This window comes from Legionella stuttgartensis (genome assembly GCF_977063405.2).
Map to the genome: position 1 here is coordinate 567508 of NZ_CDRUHA020000022.1, position 21967 is coordinate 589474.

Genomic DNA, 21967 nt, shown 5'->3' on the forward strand with positions numbered 1-21967 from the left:
GGAAAAAAAATGAAAGTAGCTGTAATCACCGGTGCTGCAAATGGAATTGGCTTAGCATTAAGCCAAGTCAATCTACAACAAGGCCATACTGTAGTTATGGTAGATAAAGATGGTATTAAACTCAAACAAGAAACCGAACGACTATTACCCCTCTTCCCAGAACGGATTTTGGCAATTTCTTGTGATGTAACACAAGCTAATGAAGTGGCACAATTGGCACAACAGGTTGAAAATAAGTTAGGTCGTATTGATTGGATCTACAATAATGCAGGGATTATAGGCCCATTAGAGCCTATTTGGGATTTGCACCCAGAACATATTCAGCGAGTAATGGATGTGAACTTATATGGAATGATTCATATGATTCAGGCTTTTACCCCTTACTTATTTCAGCAAGCTTTTCATTCGCATATCATCAATATAGCGAGCCTATATGCATTATGTACCGGTTCACAAACAGCCTGTTACTCCATGTCAAAACATGCGGTACTTGCTTTATCGGAATCATTATATTTTGATCTGGTGCGTATGAAAAAACCCGTAGATGTTTCTGTTGTTTTTCCGTCCTTTACAGACACATCTCTTTTATCTCATACAGCAAATGCAGGTTCTTCTTTACATGAAGCATTAAAATCTCTTTTATCACATTCACGCCCTGCTATGGATATTGCAGAACATATTGTACATGAAGTGAATGAGAAGAAGTTCTATATTTTCCCGGATAAAGAAGTAAAAGGATATTGTGATGAACGAACTAAGGCTATGATTCTCCAAGAAAATCCGCATGTAACTAATATTGAAAAGTTAATGGGTGCATTAATTAAACGGCAGGAATCCAGGAATTAATCATTCTGTCAGCTTATCTAAAAAAGTTGCCTTTCACATCCTCCTAATGTATTAAACAGTCAATCTTCTTTCTTTAAAGAAGATTGACTGTTTAAATGCAAAGCTCTTGAAAAAGAATTAAACCCTAGGCCCAATACCTTGCCTCATTAAATAGCAATATTTGTTAAGCTTATCTGTATTCAACAATTCCTGCTTGATTCACACCAGAATCTAGAGAAAACTTTTCATCCTCAGACTTCCAAAATGCCCCTGAAAAATTACTCAGTTTAGTTTTGATATCATGTGGAATAGATTTTTTTTTGGCCTCTCGATGGCTTAAAACATTTGCTGGTGTAATAACATGAGCACCGTTAATGTAAAATACTTTCTCTATTCGGCTCAATACCTCAGAAATAGAATAATCTTTAATTGGAACGAGTTTAGGTGCTTGGGAGGGAGGCCATGGCCGATCAATATAAACTTGATATCCTAATTCTTTTTCAATTTGTTGGATTTCAAGCGCCGTTTTACAAAAAAGCCTTGTTAAACATTCAGATAAAATAGGATGCTGATCTACATTATGAGATAGCAAATAAGAATGTAAAAAATAGGGGTCCATACCAAAAACATATTTATTTTGATATTCGTTCATTAGAGAGAGTTGAGGTTGGAAACCACGCGATGTAAGCGGTGCAGGATTAGGGGTATTAGGGATGTGTTCATAGTTTCTAAGAACAACAACACTATCTAGCAGTATATTCCAAAAAGTGTTTCCTACACTATTTTTGTTATTAATTAGAACATTTAAGATATCAACAACTGATTTTATTTCTGAATTGAATTTGATATACCCAAGGTCGATTGCCTTCATAATAAGATAAAACTGAATCCTGTGGGTAAATTTACCATGATAGAAGAGTGGCGCTATTCTTGGATCTTCATTCCACAAAATATGTTTTTCCACCAACTCATTTGCCAACGAGTTAGGAAGAAAACCTAACAGTGTGGGCACTCCACCACTGTTTATTTTGTGTTTTTGCTCCTCAGTAGTCAAAGTGTCATTGACAACATGGCCTGTATCGTTGGCTCGCGCATCAGTTTTTTCTTCGGGTAAGGGCCAAGATAATCCAATATGGCTAATCTGAGAGTATTTTCGCCTTGGAGTTATCGATAATTTTTTTTGATTTAAGGTGGTTTTTAGAGCATCTTCAAGATGGCGTAACAAATAGTCTAATATTTGTTTACTCGATAATAAAAAACTAATGTTAGCAAAAATTACTGCGGTCTCAGAAGAGACTTTCAGATCTTGATAAATTTTCAAAAATTCTTCATAGATCTCTTTATCAAGATCAGTTAACTTAATTTCAGAAGGAAAATTTTGATCAATTATTTTCATAGTATAGATTTCCCGGGTAACGCTTTGCCTTCACCCGGGATGACGCAATTAAGCTTCTAACATATCCAATAACTCACGACGAAACTTATGATAATCCACTTCTACAGCATGCCGAGTATGGGATTTAAATCGATAATGAGGTTTATTCATTTCTTGAAGTGTTTTTTCAAGCAATTTATCCGGTCGCTTTAAAGTACCCATAATAATGCGCGCCGCAATTTTTGACTGATAATCCGCGAGCGGCCAAATACACCCTTGGGGCTGGCACAAGCCGATAAAATAGAGATTATCGTAGTCTGGGTGCATCATTTTCCGATAGAGTGGTATCTTAGTTGAATTACTAAAGTCAGCAATTCCCTTATCGAGGAAAGGGAAACTTATTTTATAACCTGTAGCAAAAATTACCGTATCAAATTCTTCAGACTCACCATCTGTGAAATAGACGCGTTTTCCTTCGAAATGCGTAATTCCTGGGCGAGGGAACACTTCCCCATGACGAATAAAATAGAGTAACTCTGTATTAATGGTTGGATGAATTTCTAAAGGACCACAATCCGGTTTCATTAATTTATATTTAGCGTATCTTCCCTGCAAGAGCCGAGCACAAAAACTCAAAAACTTCTGTCTTAACCAGGAAGGCATCCATCTAATTTTTGCTACAGCATCATCGGTTGGTTTACCAAATACAAATTTAGGGAAAATATGATACCCTCTACGCATACTGATACACATTTGCGAAGCAACACGTGCAACCTCTACAGCAATATCACAAGCAGAATTACCACCACCTACAACCAAAACACGTTGATCTTTAAAAACAGAAGCTTTCTTATATTGATGTGAATGAAGCAGCTGGCCAGAGAATTCACCTGGATATTCTGGCATGCATGGATCCCAATGATGGCCATTAGCGACTAACAGATAATCAAAAAACTCTTCATGAGTACCTTGTTCATTTTCAAAAATAACTTTCCATTGGCCGTGATCACTATGTTCTACTTTTAATACAGTCGTGTTAAAACGAATGTATTTAGTTAAATCAAAATGATCCGCATAGCTCTTAAAATAATCTAAAACTAAGGTATGCGATGGATAATCAGGATAATGCGCTGGCATAGGAAAATCTTCGAATTCAGACCAACGTTTTGAACTAATAATATGAGTCGTTTCATATACACTGGAATGATCATTTCGTTCATCATACACCCAGTTACCACCAATTTGATTATTTTTTTCAAATACCGTGATATCGGTTACACCCTCTTCTTGCAAATTTTTAATTGCAGCAAGACCGCTTGGACCGGCTCCAATTATGCAGACACGAGAACAATTTTCTTTACCCTTTTGCTTGATTTGCATTACTCAACACCTTTTTTACTTCTTCCATTATCATTGCTTGTACAACGGGATCTTTATCAATAGTGAAATGATTCACTGCGATGCCTTTTAACGTAGTCACGTTAATGTTGTCAATACGTGTTTGCTCTGAATTTACTGCTCTAAGCTTTAAACCGCTAAACATAGGAACATAACCAGGCTTATAAAAATTCATCGCATGCTTCACATTTGGTGGCACAATTGTCTGTGATACAGCATCCACAGTGACCAATAAATCCACAGGAATACCCATTCTATCCAGATTACGAGCAACTTTGATTTGTTCATTAGCACCTAAAGAATGTCCTACTAAAATAATAGGTCTGTGCTGTTGATGTTTTTGATAATAGGTAGCTATTGAACGTGTTACATTGCCTGCGTTGTACCACATATCGCTAGGAGCTGGGACGTTGTACTCTTCAATAACACTATCGCTTAGCGTTCTCATTCCAGTACTAAAAAGTCCAAGCCCCCCAAGCATAGTATGTACTTCACCATGATAAGGTTGTGACTTACTCACTTTCACTGTCTTCGATGTTGTTTTCCCATTCTTTTGAGTTTCGGATTTATGAAACACAGATTGAGCGATTTTAGGTATTGGTCTCTTCTCAGAAGCTCTACCTCCTGATAAGTCGACACAGCCCGTCATACTTATGGTAATAAGTAAAAACAAAAATGAGCTGAAAACACTAAATTTTCTATTTTGAAATGAGTTCATTTTATTTTTATTCTTAATTTTTAAAGCGAGGATCATAGCTTATTCTTAGAAGGTTTGCCAAGATCGGTTGAAATGAAGTTAAATTCTTTCATTACTATATGTAAGTTATTAATTTTGTTACTCTGCGAACCATATTTAGTTTATCTTGTTTATCATTTTAAGGAGCATGTACAAATTGATCGTGGAAAAAAGAAATGCAATTCTTACTGTCAGCCAACTTAACCGACACGTTAAATCTTATCTAGAAAACGAACTGGGTACAGTTCATGTTGAAGGGGAAATCTCTAATTTGAGTAAACCCGGATCTGGACATTTTTATTTTACATTAAAAGATCATCATGCCCAAATTCGTGCTGTTTACTTTAAAAATCGCCACGCCAATGGACTTGCAAACAAATTATGTGATGGCCAACATATAGTTGCTAGTGGAAGATTAAGTCTGTATGAAGCACGAGGTGATTATCAATTAATCGTAGAACAAATTACTGAAGCGGGCTTAGGAGCCCTTTACCAACGTTTTGAAGAATTAAAAAACAAACTTGCAGCTGAGGGTTTATTTGATGCAATAAAAAAACGACCCATTCCTGCCATGCCTCGCACAATTGGGATTATCACTTCAACAACAGGGGCTGCGATTCGCGATATATTATCCACTCTAGCGCGACGTTTCCCATTAGCTGAGGTCTTCATCTATCCAAGTGAAGTTCAAGGTGCTGGCGCAGCACAACAACTGATCAACGCATTAAAACGTGCGGATGCAGAAAAACGATGTGATGTGCTTTTGCTTGCACGCGGAGGCGGAAGCATTGAAGACCTATGGGCATTTAATGATGAGCAATTGGCACGAATTATTGCAAATAGCTCAGTACCTATTGTATCTGGCGTGGGCCATGAAACAGATTTTACAATTGCCGATTTTGTAGCGGATTACAGAGCAGAAACACCTACCGCCGCAGCTACAGCAGTAACACCCGACTGTAATGAGTTGTTTAAATTATTAAATCATTCCATCTCTCGTTTGTCGGAAGCAATGCACCGATTTTTGCAAAAATACCAAATTAGATTGCATCACTTAATCGATAAAATATCGTCACCACAAAAAGCAATTGCCAGTCATTGGCAAACCACTGACTACCTAGAACGACAATTGATTACTTGCATGCGCTCCATCATCAAGCAAAAAACACATCAACTCCATCTGTGCATTAATCATTTGAATGTCCAAAATCCCAAAACACAAATCAAACAAACACAGGTTCTTTTAGAAAAAATATCAACCCAATTAATCCAGAACATACAGAATAAGATCAATCAACTTCAATATCACTTAAGAACCCAATTATCTACCTTGCATGCAGTCAGCCCCTTGGCTACACTGGATAGAGGATATGCTATTGCAACGAAAGAAAATAAAGTATTGTTTTCGAGCCAACAAGTAACGATTGGCGAGACAATCGATATACGCTTGGCACAAGGTAATTTAACCTGCGAAATCACCCAAATAAATGAGTAGAAAATGCTTGAAGAATTAAACAATAGTCTTTATTGGATTTTAAGCCAAACAAAAAATAATATTCCCATTCTAGAGATTATTTTGTTGATTCCCTGGCTTTTTTTCTTTGTGAGCCAAGTCTACAAAAAAATCTTATTCCTGGGCATTATTCCAAGGCATCTTCGTGGCTTACCTGGTATTCTATTTGCCCCGCTTTTGCACTCAAATTTCAACCATATATTTTTTAACTCGATTCCCTTGCTCGTTTTAAGTAATTTCATTTTAATTAATGGACTTAACTACTTTCTTGTTGTTACCATACTGATTACTGTTTTAAGCGGAATTGCGATATGGTGCTTCGCTAAACCTGGTATACATATAGGTGCTAGCGGACTAATCACTGGATATTGGGGGTTTTTAGTTAGTAATATCTATCAAACTGGCACAATAACGACAATAATCCTTGGGATCATTAGTCTCTATTATTTTGCAGGTATTTTTTTTGGTATTTTTCCTAGAGATAAAGGAGTGTCCTGGGAAGCACATTTATTTGGTCTATTAGCCGGTTTAGCTACAAGTTATTTATTTGTGCTTTATCCTAATGTTCTACAAACAATTCAAGTTCCAACTAATAGTTTTTAAAATATTGAGTTGTTCTACTCATTTGCGCCTAAATGCCTCCTTTTCGAGTTCTGAAGCGCAAAAAATCAGGACAGCCTGGCTAAGATAGTAGAAATTTAAACAGACCCTATGCTATCCTAAAAAGAAAAAAATAATTCGAGAAATCAAGATGCAGTCACTTAAAACTCTTTTATGTATCGGTATATTAAGTCTTCTTATTTCACCAGCATACGCCCAATCCCAATATATTTCCGGTTGTTGTAGTCAAATGGGAGGAGTGAGCTATTGTGATTCATCTGCCGGCCGTCTTGTTTGTAGAAATGGTTTTTATTCTGCATGTTATTGCACACCACACGCTGTGATGGATTTACAATTATTTCGTGGTTGCTGCTTATGGAAAGGCGGCGTTGTTTCAACCTACAGCGTAACTGGATTCGTTGTATGTAATGATGGCTCAATTTCTGAAGAGTGTTCTTTACGACCAGAAGAGAAAATTGCAGCTTGGTAGGTTTCAGATATATACTTCGCGGCTTATTCTCACGCTGCGAAGTATCGCTTGCCAGGAACACATATGCTTAACCAAATACAATCCACCCTTACCTTATTAAAACAACAAAAACCCTTAATACTTTGCCTCACTAATTACGTAACTATGGATTTTATGGCAAATAGCCTTTTGGCTTTGGGTGCTGCACCACTCATGTCTGAATCTGTAGATGAAATTGAAGAGCTGATCCATTTAAGTCAGGCAGTATATATTAATATAGGTACTTTGAATGATGCATTTATGGATAGAGCTCGATTGGCAGCAAATATTGCAAACTCCATAGGTAAACCACTTATTATGGATCCTGTTGGCGCAGGAGCAAGCAAACTTCGAACTGCTGCCGCAATGGAGTTATTTCCTTATGCTCAAGTCATCAGAGGAAATGCGAGTGAAATCATTTCATTAGCTGGTGCAAACGGCAGCACTAAAGGAGTTGAAAGCTCAGATCCTGTAACCAAAGCAATCAATAGTGCACATATACTAGCACAATCCCATAAAACAGTTGTAATCAGCGGGCCTGAAGATTTTATAACTAATGGAGTGGATGAAAATTTACTGCCATTTGGTTCTAACCTCATGCCACTGATCACAGGAATGGGTTGCACAATGACCGCTGTTCTTAGTGCCTTTGTTGCTTGTCACGCCAATCATTATCATGCTGCAATTCAAGCAACGGCCTACTTCGGCTTATGTGGACAATTGGCGCATGATCGTGTCAAAACTCCTGCAACATTCAAAGAAGTATTTATTAATAATCTGTTCGAACCAGATTGGAGTTCAATGTCAAAAGTCGTAGCGGAGCATAGTTATGCAATATAAAGCCTTATCTATAGCAGGATTCGATGGCTCAGGTGGAGCTGGAATTCAAGCTGACTTAAAAACATTTTCTGCTTTAGGTTGCTATGGAATGACTGTGCTTACAGCACTGCCCGTACAGAATACCTGTGGCGTAAAACGGTGCTACACTATTCCATTGCAAGCTATAGAAGATCAGCTAAATGCTATTTTTGATGACATTAAACCAGACAGCATAAAGATAGGGATGCTCTTCAATAATGAAATCATTGAGTTAGTTTCCTCATTCCTTAAAAAAAAAGCAGTAGATATTCCCATCGTGGTTGATCCTGTAACTGTTGCTAAAAGTGGTGATCCTTTATTATTACCCGAGGCTGTGGATTCCCTGATAACAAACCTTATGCCACTTGCCACGTTGATTACCCCCAACCTTCCAGAAGCATCTACTTTTACAGGAACACATGCATCGTCTGAAAAGGAAATGATGTATGTTGCTCAACAGCTGCTTGAGTTTGGCCCTAAATATGTTTTACTCAAAGGTGGACATCTTCTCCACTCACAAGAATCGAATGATTTATTAATAGGAGCAAATGGAGACACTCATTGGTTTGCAAGCCCGAGAATTAATTCTAAAAATACTCACGGAACTGGATGCACTCTTTCGGCAGCGATAACGGCCTGTCTTGCCCAAAAAATCGACATGATTCCGGCATGCGGTATCGCAAAAAGTTATTTATTCAATGCCATTCAGGCTGCAAAGGATCATTGTGTGGGTTTAGGTAATGGACCGGTCCATCATTTTTATCATCTCTGGCCAGTACAATTGTTAGATATTTAAAAACGTACCCGCATACACATGTATGCCTGAGTGCAACGAAATAGAGCTTGGGAAAATCATTGACCAGGATTTCGCTTCACTGCACCCAAGCAACATTTAGAGTTCGTGTTGGTGCGTATTCTTAACTCATACTTTTTGGACTACTGCCTCTTGATGTTTTTCAATGAGTTCCCCAAAGCACAATGCGCTGAAAAGAATTAACAAATAACCTATCGTAGAATAACAAAATATAGTATCTGAGAAAGATAGCACACAAAAAGAAACCAATAATCCCAAAAGAAAGGGTTTCATTTCTTTAAGCTTGAAGGCAGTAATAAACAACGTGCCTATAAAAAAAAGAAAAAGAGCAATCCCTATTAACCCCAGTTCCGCAAGAGTCAACCAATATTGACCATGAGGTTCATTAAGCTTCTTTCCCCAGGCAGGAATAGGCTGTTCTTTGGCAAAGTTATATTGGAAACCTCCTGTGCCTACCCCTATAAGTGGATTTCTTTCAAATAAAGATTGAGCATATTGATGAAACTGTATTCTAAAACCTAAAGAAGTATCTGCTTGATGATGTTTCAGGAGCTGAATATCATGCATCATTAAATGAACCCCGTTTTGCATTACGGGACTTAGAGTATAAGCCAAACTAATTGCGCCTATAAATGCTACCATCCCTATTAAAGCTTTTTTAAGAGGCAATTTTTGCACAATCAATAAAGACATTAAAACACCATAGATAATGTAGCCAGTTCTTCCAGGATTAAGAAAAAATGTGTGATATGTTCCTAAAACAACCATAAAAATATAGAAAATCCGCAACCACTTATTTATATTCGGTCGTAATGCTAAAATTACGGCAAAATAAACACCTAAGGCAACCATAAACCCAGTAATAATATGATTGTAAAATACATCTGCAGGATCTGTGGAATGAAACGTTATTAAATGTCTAACCTTCAACACCGAAAGAATACAAGTCACGATCATCGTTAATATATAACTATTTAAAACCCAAATTCTGGTCTGTGGTTTAATAAAGCCTACAGCAAATACAGGCAGGAAAATTAACTTAGAATATTTATCAATAACATTATATTGTAAGGAGTACGGTGCTTCAGACCACAAACACGCGATTATAACAAAAAGAAATAAACCAATGGCGGCACGGGCCCATAATGTATTAAAAGCATAATGCATATATTGTCTGTAGTAAGGAGCAAGCACGAGGGCCACTAAGCAAATTACCACTAAAATTGACTTAATACTGACACTTATAGGGATAAAAAAAGCTAATAGGACAAGAAGCGTTGGTATTAGTATATTATTTTTTTCTTCTAACAAGCTCAGTCTCAAATTAATTCCTCTGTGCTTTTTGGCAATTGGTCTATATTGCTGTCTTGATACAATTGTTTAATACCACGATAAAAAGTACCTTGTGCATTAAACACTGCAAATAAAAAACCTATTCTGCCATCTAAAAATCCACGTTGCAAGATATAACATCTGAAAAACATCCATGCTGTACTTGCCACAGTTTTAATGAAACTGGATTTTCTCTTATTTAAGATGTATGTTTTCGCGCTATAAGATGAATATTTATTCATCTTATACAAAACATGACTTACATCTTTAAATGAATGGTGCATAATGACATTTTTGATTTTACCAATTCGTGTACCCTCTGGAAGTACTATTTTTTCATGCACAATATCATTACTAAAATAGGCGTTTGCACGTTTAAAAAGACGAATGTGACGCTTGGGGCTAGAAGAATATTTTAAGGGTTGATTATAGAAATACATTTGAATTGCAATTCTAAAAGCATCGGCTGAATTGGATGACATGGCCGCCTTGATTTCTTGCTGCAACTCCTCACTGACGGATTCATCAGCATCAAGATTTAACACCCAATCCCCTGTAGCTTTTGATAATGCTCTTTGTTTTTGAGCACCATAACCTGGCCAGTCTGTGGAGAAAACATGCTCGGTGTATTCTTTGGCAATGGCTACTGTGTTATCAGTACTTCCAGAATCCAGTACGATTACTTCATCAGCAAATCGTACGGATTCAAGACATCTTCTAATATTTCTCTCTTCATTTTTAGTTATTATTGTTACAGTCAATGTCATTTAAAAAACACCCTCTCTATGATCATGACTAACAAAATGCAGCTTTCCGTCTTTAACTTTTAAGGTGACGTGACCACCATGCATCAACTTACCGAATAAAAGTTCGTCCGCAAGTGGTTTTTTTACATTTTCTTGAATCAATCGAGCCATTGGTCGAGCGCCCATCACCTTGTCATAGCCGTGCTCAATAAGCCACTCACGAGCCATTTTATCGACGTTAAAGGTAACACCTTTATGACTTAATTGCTCATCCAACTCCATAATGAACTTATCAACCACTAAACCAATGGTCACAGCATCCAATGGAGCAAAATTAATAATTGCATCGAGTCTGTTTCTGAACTCAGGGCTAAATTGTTTTTTAATCACTTCAAGCCCGTCATTGCTATTATCTTGTTGTGAAAATCCAATAGAGTTCCGTACCATCTCTCCTGCCCCTGCATTAGAGGTCATTACCAGAATAATATGTCTAAAATCAGCTTGACGACCATTAGTATCGGTTAAGGTACCATGATCCATAATTTGCAACAGCAAATTAAATACATCTGGATGGGCTTTTTCTATTTCATCAAGCAACAGTACTGCATGAGGATTTTTGGTAACTGCTTCAGTCAACAAACCACCTTGATCATAGCCAACATATCCCGGAGGAGCACCAATTAAACGGGACACTGTATGTTTTTCCATATATTCAGACATATCGAAACGTAACAACTCTATGCCTAAAACATTAGCCAATTGTCTGGTTACTTCTGTTTTTCCAACACCTGTTGGTCCAGCGAATAAGAAACAACCAACTGGTTTTTGAGGATCTCTAAGTCCAGAACGACCTAATTTAATTGCAGAAGCTAATGCAGTGATCGCCTGATCTTGTCCATAGACTAAGAGCTTTAAATCACGTTCTAAATTCCGTAAAGTATCTTTATCACGGGCAGATACTTTCTTGATAGGTATACGTGCAATTTTCGCAACTACGCTCTCAATTTCAGTCACGCTAATAATTTTCTTGCGTTTGCTTGCCGTTAATAAATTCTGATAGGCACCTGCCTCATCAACCACATCGATCGCTTTATCAGGTAAAAATCGATCATTAATGTATTTTGCAGATAATTCAGCAGCAGCTTTCAGTGCAGGAATAGTAAATTTCACACCATGGTGTTCTTCTAATCGTCCTTTTAATCCTTTCAATATTTCAAATGTTTCATCGACTGTAGGTTCAGGAATATCAATTTTTTGGAAACGTCTTGCTAAAGCTCTATCTTTCTCAAAAATACCTCGGTATTCCTGGTAAGTTGTAGAACCTATACATTTTAGCTCTCCGTTTGCCAACAGAGGTTTAATTAAATTAGAGGCATCCATAACACCACCAGATGCGGCTCCAGCACCAATAATTGTGTGAATTTCATCAATAAATAGTACTGCTCCATCCTGTTGACCTAATTGTTTTAACACTGCTTTTAATCGTTTTTCAAAATCACCACGATATTTGGTCCCAGCAAGCAAAGCACCTAAATCAAGTGAATAAACAATACAATCACGGATGGCATCAGGTATTTCACCATCTACAATACGTCGGGCCAGTCCTTCTGCAATTGCAGTTTTACCCACTCCAGCTTCACCCACCAGCAAAGGATTGTTTTTCCTGCGTCGACATAATACTTGAATGGTGCGTTGTACTTCTTCATGACGTCCAATCAAAGGGTCAATTTTTCCTTGTTTTGCACGTCTGTTGAGGTTGGTACAATAGCTTTCCAGAGGTGACTCATTTCCCTCTGATGAATTCATATCATCTTCCATAGAATTCATGTTTTCATGCATATCATTGTTTTGATACTTAGAAACACCATGAGAAATATAATTAATTACGTCAAGTCGCGTAATGTTTTCACGGCGTAAGAAATAAACTGCCTGGCTTTCTTGTTCGCTAAAAATTGCCGCTAAAACATTAGCCCCGGTTACTTCGGTTTTTCCAGCAGATTGAACATGAAATACTGCACGTTGTAACACGCGTTGAAAACCAAGTGTAGGTTGAGTTTCCCTATCTAATTCATCTTCAGGAATTCTAGGGGTCGTTTCATCTATGAATTCAATTAAATCGCGACGTAATGCTTCAATATTTGCATCACATGCTTGCAATACACTTCCAGCCGCTGGATTATCAAGCAATGACAACAACAAATGCTCCACGGTCATAAATTCATGACGCTTCTCTTTTGCTTCCTTGAAAGCTAAATTCAAGGTGAATTCAAGTTCTTTATTTAACATTGTCGTTGCTCCTCTTCAGCCCACAGCAAATTACTCGGGTTCCATGCTGGATAGCAATGGGTGCTGATTCATTCTGGCGTATTCATTTACCAGTGCTACTTTTGTTTCTGCTATATCTCGTGTAAATACCCCACACACGCCTTTTCCTTGAATATGAACCTGTAACATCACCTGAACAGCAAGTTCTTCACTTAGGTGAAAAAAATGCTTCAGTACCTCCACTACAAAATCCATAGGTGTATAATCATCATTGAGCAATACTACTTTGTACTTTCTAGGCACTCTGATTTCCGTGCTCAGCTCCGGTTCAGCGACTTTTTGCCTAACAATTTCCTCTAGATTTTGCCCGCTCATAACATACAACCTCTATACTATTTTTATAGACTCCTTACGCACTTTTGGCCAGTAAAATCATCTATTTTTAATGAAAAAATTAGTCTTTGAAATATTCAAAAACATATTGATTAGTTAACATTCATTAAAGGTATAATTATAGTTGGTAGGAAAGTAGCCCTAGTGAAAATACAAAACTGGATAACTATCCTTGCTTGTATTGGATTTCACTGAGGCTAGATTTCATCCATACGATTTACATATTTTTAATTATTTCCTCTCCAAAACCAGAGCTACTGACCAAAGTTGCACCGCTCATACCACGCTCAAAATCATAGGTGACTGTTTTAGCTGCGATGGCACCTTGCATGCCTTTGATAATTAAATCAGCAGCCTCATTCCATCCCATGTGACGTAACATCATTTCAGCAGACAGGATAATTGACCCAGGGTTTACTTTATTCTTGCCCGCATATTTTGGTGCCGTTCCATGGGTTGCTTCAAATACAGCAACGTCATCACTTATATTTGCACCTGGAGCAATACCAATACCACCTACTTGAGCAGCTAAAGCATCGGAAATATAATCCCCATTTAAATTTAGCGTAGCAATTACGCTATAATCTTCCGGTCTTAAAAGAATTTGTTGCAAGAATGCATCAGCAATTACATCATTTATAATAATTTGCTTACCTGTTTTTGGATTCTTGAATTCCATCCAAGGACCACCTTCATATTCTTTAGCACCAAAAACATCGCGTGCAACTTGATAGCCCCAATCTTTGAACGCTCCTTCGGTGAATTTCATAATATTGCCTTTATGAACCAAAGTAACTGTTTGGCGGTCATTATCAATTGCGTATTGGATTGCGGCTCTTACTAAACGTGTAGTTCCTTCTTTAGAAACAGGTTTAATACCTATGCCACAATGCTCAGGAAAACGGATTTTTTTAACACCCATATCCTTCATTAAGAATTCAATCACTTTCTTAGCTTCTGGGGAATCCGCCTTCCATTCAATACCCGCGTAAATGTCCTCAGAGTTTTCTCTAAAAATAACCATATCGGTTTTCTCAGGCTCTTTGAGTGGACTTGGGACGCCCTCAAAATAACGAATGGGTCGCAAACAAGTATAAAGGTCCATTTCTTGACGAATAGCGACGTTGAGTGAACGAATTCCGCCTCCAACTGGAGTTGTCAGGGGGCCTTTAATCGAAACAACATACTTTTTCATCGCATCTAAAGTTTCTTTAGGTAACCATTGATCAGCCCCATAAACTTTAGTCGCTTTTTCTCCTGCATAAACTTCCATCCAGGCAATTTTTCTCTTATCACCATATGCTTTTGCAACAGCAGCATCAACAACACGAATCATAGGTGGGGTTACATCCACACCAATACCATCTCCTTCAATAAAAGGGATAATGGGATTATTTGGTACACGAAGTGACAGATCAGCAGCAACTGTTATAGCCTCACCATGTGAAGGCACTTTGATTTTATCGTATGTCATTGACAACTCCGTAAAATTAGAGAAAAGGCAATGATAGCATGTGATAACTTGGAATCCCAAGTACCATTTCTATTTAATTAGCATGCTTGAATGTTTACTATGCATGTTGCAACATTTTGATCTGTTCAACAAGTTGATCATATCCTGCTTCAACGTTGATATAATCATTTTTTGACAAATAAATAGACAATGATCCATCATCTGTGGCAGAAGGTTTTTGTAAAATTCCATTATAACCTTTGCTTTTCAAACGGAGAAAATCATTAATTTTGGTGACTAAATAAAAATTACGGAAATAATTTTCAGGAATCATATGGATTGCCTGTGCATCTTTTTCCAATGTGTTTCCTGGTAAATAATCTTTAAGTGAATAAGTTGAATTATTATGTACAGCTACTATCTTCCCTTTTGGCAATAACTGCTTGATTTTACTAGCCAACTTATTTACTTCTTGATGCGCCTGAGGATTATATCGACCGAACTGTGAAAGCGTTTTTTTGATTCCATTATCTGTAAAAATTCGATTTGGATCAAACTCATAACGTTGGTTATTTAAATGAAAGACTACATTTCGACCGCCGGAGTGTACGAGTGCAATAAGGCTCCCTCCATCTTTCTGGATCACCGCCTGAGCTGCTTTTAAAGCAGTTTGTTCATTATGATGCAAGTGTATAAAAGTCTTTCCTCTACCGACAATCTGTTTAATCTCTACTTTTTCATCACCAACCATTACAACATGATTCATCGCATAGGTACATTGACAAAAAAAGAGAGAAACTAAGATTGTGTATTTCATGAACAATTTTCACCATAAAGTATAATTTTTGCGTTATTGTATAAGAATTAACCTACAAAAACAATGAATTGAATTGCCCATAATATGGAAAGCCCCTACTATAGGCATATTCGAAACTCCTTTTTATATCATATTTAATGCCAGAGATTATACTCTTCAATAAACCTTATGGTGTCGTTAGCCAATTCTCAGGGGATGCTCAGGAGCATACCTTAGCTGCTTTTATCAATAAACCTGATTTTTACGCAGCAGGACGATTGGATAAAAACAGCGAGGGCCTATTATTATTAACGAATCATGGAGCTCTGCAACATCAGTTAACTCATCCTAAATTCAATAAAAGAAAGTATTATTGGGTTCAGGTTGAGGGTATTCCTAATGAAATTGATTTAGCTCCCCTGAAAAAGGGTTTAGTGCTCAAAGACATTAGCTTTTTGCCTGCTGAAGTCAAACTTATTGAGGAGCCTCAATTATGGCCACGTACCCCCCCTATTCGCTTCCGGAAAAATATTCCTACCAGCTGGTTGGAAATTACTTTAAGAGAAGGGAAAAATCATCAGGTTCGGAGAATGACTGCCGCAATTGGGTTCCCTACCTTAAGGTTAGTCCGTCATAGAATTGGTAGCTGGAGCTTAGAAAACTTACAACCTGGTGAATACAGAATAATACATCATCAATTCAAATAACCAACCCTCATCACGAGTGTAACGCTTCCAATTCACCTTAAGTTTTCCTGGACAGCCACTGAGCCTACGTGCTCCGACTTGTCCGCGGGATCCAGGAAAAAAGCGAGATAAATGCCTCAATCCCTGGATCCCGCGGCCAAGCCGCAGTACGTGGGTTTTGTTATAAGTCATGTAAAACTTAAAGTGAATTGGAACGTGTAACGAAGGATGATCCCTTAACGATAAACCAGACGTTTTAACAATGTATCTTCGCCAAGCAAGCGTATCCATGGCCAGATAAACATACCAACCAAAGCACTCGCTACAGGCATAAACAAACTATAGTTGAAACCCAGAAGAGCAGTAATTAAAGAGATAATCGATTGGTATAAAAGACAAAAAAATCCAACTAAAAATATTTGCTGCATCATAGAAAAAAATTGAAACCGTCTTGATTTGCTGGAAGCAATCCAGGTAACCAAAAGCAAGGCAAATGAATGCTCTCCAATTACTGTTGCCAATAGGACATCCAATAATAATCCCACAAACAATAAGGTAGTTAGCCTAAAGTTGCCCGGTAAAAAATATTCTATGTAAAGCACGAGTAATAAAACCCAAGGCGGTCTAAAATCTGAGATTAATTCAGGCATAGGTAAAATGGATAAAAGAAGAGCTATAATAAATCCCAAGCATAAGCGTACGCGAAGATTTCTCATCACATAGTCTCCTTAGCATTTAAACGCTCATTAATTTGCGTATTTAATTGCTCTTGCTCTACATCTTGCCAAATCAGCAATACCAACCGATTACGATTAAGTAGGGCAACGGGTTCTACTTTAACCTTAACAAAATCTTCACCAGGAATGCTATTCACCTCTTCCACACGCCCTACAGGATATCCTTCTGGATAATGCCTATCCAAACCCGAAGTAACCAATACATCACCCGGATGAATCGATGAAGTTTTGGGTAAATTAATTAAAGATAATTTCTCTATGTCATTAGTTCCAACAAGAATCGCACGTTCTCCCGTGCGATTATTACGTACTGGGACAGCACTCTTAGAGTCAGAAATAAGTAAGACCGTACTGGTTATAGGACCCACATCAACAATTTGCCCCATAACTCCTTTGGCATCCAAAACAGGCTGCCCCACATAGGCACCATCCCGTTTTCCCTTATTTAAAATAACTACTTGACGTGAATTACTGGTATCAACAGCAAGAATTTGTGCAGCCATTGCACTCATATCGGCTTTAGAGGAAGTTTGGAGCAACTCTTTTAATTGAGAATTTTCTTTTTGAATGATGATTAACTTTTGTAATTCTGCTTCCAGCATGGTTTGCTGATAGCGCAATTGCATATTTTCTGCGATTAACGCTTTTTTCGCACTAACCAGCGACTGTACCCAGCCAATGACGCGTACAGGGTAATCAACTGCATATTGCAAAGGTGCAACGACAAAGGAAAAACCACTACGCACACTATCTAAATAACGGTAATGATAATCAGAGAACATTAAAAAAACAGAAAAGACAAGAGCGAGCACAAATCCTAAAGAACTGTACCCGCGTCTACTAAACAATCTGTTATGCGTATTATTCTGTTGAGAGGAAATCACCGCCGCGCAAATCCATGGTTTCTAAAGCTTTACCACCACCACGTGCAACACAGGTCAGCGGATCTTCAGCAATTAATACAGGTAAACCAGTTTCTTCCATTAGCAAAGTATCTATGTTTTTCAATAGCGCACCGCCTCCGGTTAAAACCATACCCCGCTCAGCAATGTCTGCTGCCAATTCAGGTGGAGCTAATTCTAAAGCAGCTCTCACTGCCCCAACAATACCTGATAAAGGCTCTTGAAGTGCTTCTAAAATTTCAGCACTAGTGAGAATGAAACTACGGGGAACCCCTTCAGCGAGGTTTCTTCCACGAACTTCTATTTCAAATAAATCACGACTTGGGAATGCTGAGCCAATTTCATGTTTGATACGCTCTGCGGTAGTTTCACCAATAAGTGTTCCGTAGTTTCGGCGTACATAAGATACAATCGCATCATCAAACTTATCACCACCGATACGAACAGATTGGTGATAAACAATCCCACTTAAGGAAATAATTGCAACTTCTGTTGTACCGCCACCTATATCCACAACCATAGAGCCACTGGCTTCTTCCACGGGCATTCCCGAGCCTAAAGCAGCTGCCATAGGTTCTTCAATAAGGAATACTTCACGGGCACCCGCTCCCATTGCAGATTCGCGAATCGCACGACGTTCAACTTGCGTCGAACCACAGGGAACACAAACCAAAACTCGTGGACTTGGACGTAGGAATTTATTTTCATGAACTTTATGAATAAAATGTTGCAACATTTTTTCAGTAACAAAAAAGTCAGCGATGACCCCATCTTTCATCGGTCTTATGGCGTTGATGTTTCCTGGGGTTCTTCCCAACATTCGCTTCGCTTCAAGACCTACAGCCGCAACACGTTTTTGCCCTGACTCATTACGCAAAGCAACTACAGAGGGTTCATTTAGAACAATCCCTTTGTCTCTCACATAAATCAATGTATTAGCTGTTCCCAAATCAATCGATAAATCATTGGAGAACACACCCCTTAATTTTCTGAACATAAGCCGCACTATCCCATTCTCTTTTTGTGCGCTACTTTATACTAAATTTGGATAAAAATCGACAGTTCTACACAACAATTTAAAATTAAAGAGTGAATTTTTATACATGAAGCAAATTTTCAATTTTTGATAAGCGTCAAAAACAATAATAACTTTTATTGTATTTGTGCAACTTCAAAAATCAAAATAACAAACTGATTATAAATTATTTTTCTAAATTACCATTTTAAACATTGTCCAAGCTTCCATTATGGTTCAATTTCCAGTTAAAAATATATTTTGTAATCAATTTGATTATATTATACACTATCATCCCCTGACATAGATGAACTTCACTTAAGGTTGTTATTTATTATGCCTACCAGTTTAAAACTCAAAGAATTATCGCAGTGGACCCATGGTGAACCTGATTTAATGGGTAGACTTCTTTTTAATCTTTTTATCTTCTTAAAAGAAGCAACTAATAAGGGCAAAGACAGCCCTCAATATCTAAAGATAATGGATAACATTGCTAATTTTATAAGTCTACTAGGACCTCAACGACTCCATATTCACCAGCAAGACAAACCAGCAATTGATGCATCTGCGTTGTTAGGCGCTTATTTACGTTTAGGAATAAAACATAATGATAAGCCAATTGTTGAGTTAGATAATGAGCAAATCGCCGTAGTACATGCTTTTGTTAAACCATTAATTCACGAAGCGTTCACACCTGAACAATTTTTTGCGAGTATCGAGGGGACTCCTTCCCAAAAACATAAAGCAATATTAAAAATGTTTATTTTTAAAGGTATTTCTGCTGAAGAGCAGAAGGAGATGTTCAAGGGAAAGTATGAAGATAAAGTACATGAGCTTCTTGACTCAATCCTAAATTTGGCTGACTTCATGCGAACTCCTTTTAGAGTCTTACCTGAAGAGGAAAAAGCAGCCATTGCTCAAGCAAAAAAAACGGGTAAAGGGCAAGCGCAAACGTCTGGGATTGACTTGCAATGGACCTCAATGCATAAAGCCATTGAGCAAAGTCTGGAAAATATTATTGCTTTAAAAATGAAAAAAAGCTCACCGTTAAAAAAGAATAAAGCGGAAGAAGCGCAAAAAGCTCTTCAACAAATAAAACAATCATTAGGTCAATGTCAAAAATGCTTCGGAGTAGCTAATGCAATCTATGAAACACAAAAAGAATTTGCAGTAGAAGCCAGAAGACTTGAAGAAGTTCACAGTGAAACCTTTAAAACGCTTGGTTTCCCAGAAGCAAACCAAGAGAAAATAAATAAATATATTAGTGACTTTAGAGAGATTCTTATAAAAATAGATCCTGAAAATGCCAAGGCAATACAAGCCATGACACTCACTCAACTTATCAAACTTTATGGCGATCAATCGAACGCCAGTTTCGAGAAAAAGAGGAAAGAATTAGCTTCTACTCAGGAAGAGCTACAAAAAACCAGCGAACTCGTAAAACAAAAAACAGATGCTTTACAAGAGTCTCACAGCCAGCTACAAACCTTACAACAAGAATATGAGCATCTTAAGCTTCAAATTGATGAAGCGACCCAAAAGCTTGAGCAACAAGGTATAGAACTTACCCGACTTCAAAAAGTCGAATCCGCAGCTAAACAAACTATTGAGCAGCAAAAAAATGAATTACAACAAACCAGGTCGGCTTTAGAAGAGTTGAAGATTCAATTACAGCGTGTTCAAAAGGAAAAAGAGGAGCTAAGGATTTTAGCCTCTGGAAAGGAAGACGAAAAAACAATTTTTCAGCTTAGAAAACGATTAGAAGAATTACAATTAGAAAATAATGAATTAAATCAACAACTTAAAGAGAAACAAACTGCAAAATCATCAAGTGAAGAGAGTCCCGAAATAAATCCGCTTCAAACAAAGCTGGATTCTCTACAACGAGAATATGAGTCATTACTTGAGCGAGTAGAAAAAGGGAAAAAAATCCAGGAACCGGTAAGTGAGGCTCCACAGGATATGACTCAGCTTAAAGTTCAGTTGAAGACTTTGGTGCAAGAAAATGCTCTGCTCAACGAATCATTAATTAAACTAAGAAACCAGTTAAAAGAAGCAAATGCCCTAAAACAACCAGTTGAAGTACCCGCTGATAATATAAAACCGGATCTACTTATAGCCCTGGGTGGATTACGCTTAAATAAAGCAGATACAAGTAAAATAAAACAAAAAATAATTAACTGTAACGATCAAATAGGTTTATTAGAGATAGCTGCTGAAATTCAGCGCTTAGAGAAAATTAATCAGTTTATAGAAACAATGAATAATGGAATTTTACAGCGTGCAGGTTTTTTCTCCTCTGATCCGCATAAGAAAATACAGACAATTGAAACAACCTTCCAACAATTATCTATTGAAGACAAAAAGAAATTGGCTGGATTGTCTGAGAAAGAAATGAATGATGAATTGAGTAAAGAAAAAGGTAAAGAAAGTGATATTGGAAAATTCCTTAAAGCAATTCATCATAAAAGAGGCTTTATTGCGATTCGATCAGCAACGAGCTTCACATTCTTTAAGACTGAAATTAGTCACTTAAAAGATGAGTTAGAGCATATTAACGCACCTGCGTCTGTACTCTAAAGCATTTCAATTGTGTGTCACTGTTGTACTAATTAATACGCACAACAGTGACATTGTTCTACTTATTTAATAGGATTTTTATTCTATTTTATTAATAACAAATACCTGATTTAATTTATCTCGATTCGCCGTCATAAAATGTTGGCCTAAACCCTTCACCTCAGCAAGCTCTTCTAAAGATTTAAAACCATGATGACTTTTACGATAGGCAATGATGGCTTCAGCTCGCTTTTTCCCAATACCTTTAACTGAGCCCGTAAGCGTTGATAAATCAGCCGAGTTGAGATCAATTTTATGAATTACTACAGGAGGCTTTTTTTTGCCTGAGATATCTTTGGGAATAACTGCATGAGCAGAAAAAGTAATTACTGATAATGACAAAACAGTAGCAATAAATTTTGCTTTCATAATTTTCTCCTAATTGTTGGACTATAT

At 37.4% G+C, this 21967-nt stretch carries 21 protein-coding genes; 8 read left to right on the plus strand and 13 right to left on the minus strand.

What is annotated here, in order from left to right; genetic code table 11:
• Window positions 1-9 precede the first annotated feature (9 nt).
• Complete coding sequence (locus ACWTEW_RS08135) at window positions 10-846, plus strand: SDR family NAD(P)-dependent oxidoreductase (RefSeq protein ID WP_454781197.1); 837 nt, start codon at window positions 10-12, stop codon at window positions 844-846.
• Window positions 847-1015: 169 nt separating this feature from the next.
• On the opposite strand, the gene ACWTEW_RS08140 is transcribed toward ACWTEW_RS08135, so the two are convergent.
• The 3 genes from ACWTEW_RS08140 to ACWTEW_RS08150 are packed head-to-tail and all read right to left on the minus strand — an operon-like array spanning window position 1016 to window position 4316.
• Entirely contained in the window at window positions 1016-2221 is a 1206-nt protein-coding gene (locus ACWTEW_RS08140; RefSeq protein ID WP_454781198.1) for a LirA/MavJ family T4SS effector, read from the minus strand.
• 48 nt (window positions 2222-2269) lie between these two features.
• Window positions 2270-3580: a flavin-containing monooxygenase gene (locus tag ACWTEW_RS08145; RefSeq protein WP_454781199.1), complete on the minus strand. Its 1311-nt coding sequence runs from the start codon at window positions 3578-3580 to the stop codon at window positions 2270-2272.
• Window positions 3558-4316 carry a thioesterase domain-containing protein gene (locus ACWTEW_RS08150; protein WP_454781200.1) on the minus strand — a complete coding sequence of 253 codons (759 nt, stop codon included), beginning with the start codon at window positions 4314-4316 and terminating at the stop codon, window positions 3558-3560. Before ACWTEW_RS08150 ends, ACWTEW_RS08145 begins: the two co-directional genes overlap by 23 nt.
• Before the next feature lie 166 nt (window positions 4317-4482).
• On the opposite strand from ACWTEW_RS08150, the gene xseA reads away from it, so the two are divergent.
• From xseA to thiD, 5 genes are all read left to right on the plus strand, one after another.
• Window positions 4483-5829 carry an exodeoxyribonuclease VII large subunit gene (gene xseA, locus ACWTEW_RS08155; RefSeq protein ID WP_454781201.1) on the plus strand — a complete coding sequence of 449 codons (1347 nt, stop codon included), beginning with the start codon at window positions 4483-4485 and terminating at the stop codon, window positions 5827-5829.
• A gap of 3 nt (window positions 5830-5832) precedes the next feature.
• Window positions 5833-6450 (plus strand): rhomboid family intramembrane serine protease, encoded by a 618-nt coding sequence (locus ACWTEW_RS08160; RefSeq protein WP_454781202.1) that lies wholly within the window; start codon window positions 5833-5835, stop codon window positions 6448-6450.
• 148 nt (window positions 6451-6598) lie between these two features.
• Window positions 6599-6937 (plus strand): neurogenic locus notch, encoded by a 339-nt coding sequence (locus ACWTEW_RS08165; protein WP_454781203.1) that lies wholly within the window; start codon window positions 6599-6601, stop codon window positions 6935-6937.
• Window positions 6938-7000: 63 nt separating this feature from the next.
• Entirely contained in the window at window positions 7001-7795 is a 795-nt protein-coding gene (thiM, locus tag ACWTEW_RS08170; RefSeq protein WP_454781204.1) for a hydroxyethylthiazole kinase, read from the plus strand.
• A complete protein-coding gene (gene thiD, locus ACWTEW_RS08175) occupies window positions 7785-8609 on the plus strand; it encodes a bifunctional hydroxymethylpyrimidine kinase/phosphomethylpyrimidine kinase (protein WP_454781205.1) in 825 nt (274 codons plus the stop codon). The genes thiM and thiD overlap by 11 nt, the downstream gene beginning before the upstream one ends.
• 126 nt (window positions 8610-8735) lie before the next feature.
• On the opposite strand, the gene ACWTEW_RS08180 is transcribed toward thiD, so the two are convergent.
• From ACWTEW_RS08180 to ACWTEW_RS08205, 6 genes are all read right to left on the minus strand, one after another.
• A complete protein-coding gene (locus ACWTEW_RS08180) occupies window positions 8736-9950 on the minus strand; it encodes an O-antigen ligase family protein (protein WP_454781206.1) in 1215 nt (404 codons plus the stop codon).
• A complete protein-coding gene (locus ACWTEW_RS08185; protein WP_454781207.1) occupies window positions 9947-10726 on the minus strand; it encodes a glycosyltransferase family 2 protein in 780 nt (259 codons plus the stop codon). The genes ACWTEW_RS08180 and ACWTEW_RS08185 overlap by 4 nt, the downstream gene beginning before the upstream one ends.
• Complete coding sequence (gene clpA, locus ACWTEW_RS08190) at window positions 10727-12991, minus strand: ATP-dependent Clp protease ATP-binding subunit ClpA (protein WP_454781208.1); 2265 nt, start codon at window positions 12989-12991, stop codon at window positions 10727-10729.
• 30 nt (window positions 12992-13021) lie between these two features.
• Complete coding sequence (gene clpS, locus ACWTEW_RS08195; protein ID WP_454781209.1) at window positions 13022-13345, minus strand: ATP-dependent Clp protease adapter ClpS; 324 nt, start codon at window positions 13343-13345, stop codon at window positions 13022-13024.
• Window positions 13346-13580: 235 nt separating this feature from the next.
• Entirely contained in the window at window positions 13581-14837 is a 1257-nt protein-coding gene (gene icd / locus ACWTEW_RS08200) for an NADP-dependent isocitrate dehydrogenase (protein ID WP_454781210.1), read from the minus strand.
• Window positions 14838-14934: 97 nt separating this feature from the next.
• A complete protein-coding gene (locus ACWTEW_RS08205) occupies window positions 14935-15582 on the minus strand; it encodes a protein tyrosine phosphatase (protein ID WP_454781211.1) in 648 nt (215 codons plus the stop codon).
• A gap of 188 nt (window positions 15583-15770) precedes the next feature.
• Between ACWTEW_RS08205 and ACWTEW_RS08210 the strand changes: the two genes are divergently transcribed.
• A complete protein-coding gene (locus tag ACWTEW_RS08210; protein WP_454781212.1) occupies window positions 15771-16319 on the plus strand; it encodes a pseudouridine synthase in 549 nt (182 codons plus the stop codon).
• 215 nt (window positions 16320-16534) lie between these two features.
• Here the strand turns inward: ACWTEW_RS08210 and mreD are convergent, their stop codons facing one another.
• The 3 genes from mreD to ACWTEW_RS08225 are packed head-to-tail and all read right to left on the minus strand — an operon-like array spanning window position 16535 to window position 18934.
• Window positions 16535-17014, minus strand: a complete 480-nt coding sequence (mreD, locus tag ACWTEW_RS08215) for a rod shape-determining protein MreD (protein WP_454781213.1) — start codon at window positions 17012-17014, stop codon at window positions 16535-16537.
• On the minus strand, window positions 17014-17919 hold the full coding sequence (gene mreC / locus ACWTEW_RS08220; protein WP_454781214.1) for a rod shape-determining protein MreC: 906 nt from the start codon (window positions 17917-17919) through the stop codon (window positions 17014-17016). The genes mreD and mreC overlap by 1 nt, the downstream gene beginning before the upstream one ends.
• On the minus strand, window positions 17897-18934 hold the full coding sequence (locus ACWTEW_RS08225) for a rod shape-determining protein (protein ID WP_003636696.1): 1038 nt from the start codon (window positions 18932-18934) through the stop codon (window positions 17897-17899). Before ACWTEW_RS08225 ends, mreC begins: the two co-directional genes overlap by 23 nt.
• Window positions 18935-19288: 354 nt before the next feature.
• Between ACWTEW_RS08225 and ACWTEW_RS08230 the strand changes: the two genes are divergently transcribed.
• Window positions 19289-21532, plus strand: coding sequence for a coiled-coil domain-containing protein (locus ACWTEW_RS08230; RefSeq protein WP_454781215.1), 2244 nt, complete (start codon window positions 19289-19291; stop codon window positions 21530-21532).
• A gap of 78 nt (window positions 21533-21610) precedes the next feature.
• Here ACWTEW_RS08230 and ACWTEW_RS08235 read toward each other — a convergent pair whose 3' ends face one another.
• Window positions 21611-21940, minus strand: coding sequence for a ComEA family DNA-binding protein (locus ACWTEW_RS08235; RefSeq protein WP_454781216.1), 330 nt, complete (start codon window positions 21938-21940; stop codon window positions 21611-21613).
• Window positions 21941-21967 lie beyond the last annotated feature (27 nt).

Bases quoted from the DNA above. Each gene is read 5' to 3' on its own strand.
- ACWTEW_RS08165 (WP_454781203.1), top strand. From the start codon at position 6,599: ATGCAGTCACTTAAAACTCTTTTATGTATCGGTATATTAAGTCTTCTT.
- ACWTEW_RS08145 (WP_454781199.1), bottom strand. From the start codon at position 3,580: ATGCAAATCAAGCAAAAGGGTAAAGAAAATTGTTCTCGTGTCTGCATA.
- thiD (WP_454781205.1), top strand. From the start codon at position 7,785: ATGCAATATAAAGCCTTATCTATAGCAGGATTCGATGGCTCAGGTGGA.
- ACWTEW_RS08205 (WP_454781211.1), bottom strand. From the start codon at position 15,582: ATGAATCATGTTGTAATGGTTGGTGATGAAAAAGTAGAGATTAAACAG.
- ACWTEW_RS08150 (WP_454781200.1), bottom strand. From the start codon at position 4,316: ATGAACTCATTTCAAAATAGAAAATTTAGTGTTTTCAGCTCATTTTTG.
- ACWTEW_RS08135 (WP_454781197.1), top strand. From the start codon at position 10: ATGAAAGTAGCTGTAATCACCGGTGCTGCAAATGGAATTGGCTTAGCA.
- ACWTEW_RS08160 (WP_454781202.1), top strand. From the start codon at position 5,833: ATGCTTGAAGAATTAAACAATAGTCTTTATTGGATTTTAAGCCAAACA.
- icd (WP_454781210.1), bottom strand. From the start codon at position 14,837: ATGACATACGATAAAATCAAAGTGCCTTCACATGGTGAGGCTATAACA.
- xseA (WP_454781201.1), top strand. From the start codon at position 4,483: ATGTACAAATTGATCGTGGAAAAAAGAAATGCAATTCTTACTGTCAGC.
- ACWTEW_RS08225 (WP_003636696.1), bottom strand. From the start codon at position 18,934: ATGTTCAGAAAATTAAGGGGTGTGTTCTCCAATGATTTATCGATTGAT.
- ACWTEW_RS08230 (WP_454781215.1), top strand. From the start codon at position 19,289: ATGCCTACCAGTTTAAAACTCAAAGAATTATCGCAGTGGACCCATGGT.
- ACWTEW_RS08140 (WP_454781198.1), bottom strand. From the start codon at position 2,221: ATGAAAATAATTGATCAAAATTTTCCTTCTGAAATTAAGTTAACTGAT.
- ACWTEW_RS08235 (WP_454781216.1), bottom strand. From the start codon at position 21,940: ATGAAAGCAAAATTTATTGCTACTGTTTTGTCATTATCAGTAATTACT.
- clpA (WP_454781208.1), bottom strand. From the start codon at position 12,991: ATGTTAAATAAAGAACTTGAATTCACCTTGAATTTAGCTTTCAAGGAA.
- ACWTEW_RS08210 (WP_454781212.1), top strand. From the start codon at position 15,771: ATGCCAGAGATTATACTCTTCAATAAACCTTATGGTGTCGTTAGCCAA.
- ACWTEW_RS08185 (WP_454781207.1), bottom strand. From the start codon at position 10,726: ATGACATTGACTGTAACAATAATAACTAAAAATGAAGAGAGAAATATT.
- thiM (WP_454781204.1), top strand. From the start codon at position 7,001: ATGCTTAACCAAATACAATCCACCCTTACCTTATTAAAACAACAAAAA.
- clpS (WP_454781209.1), bottom strand. From the start codon at position 13,345: ATGAGCGGGCAAAATCTAGAGGAAATTGTTAGGCAAAAAGTCGCTGAA.
- mreD (WP_454781213.1), bottom strand. From the start codon at position 17,014: ATGAGAAATCTTCGCGTACGCTTATGCTTGGGATTTATTATAGCTCTT.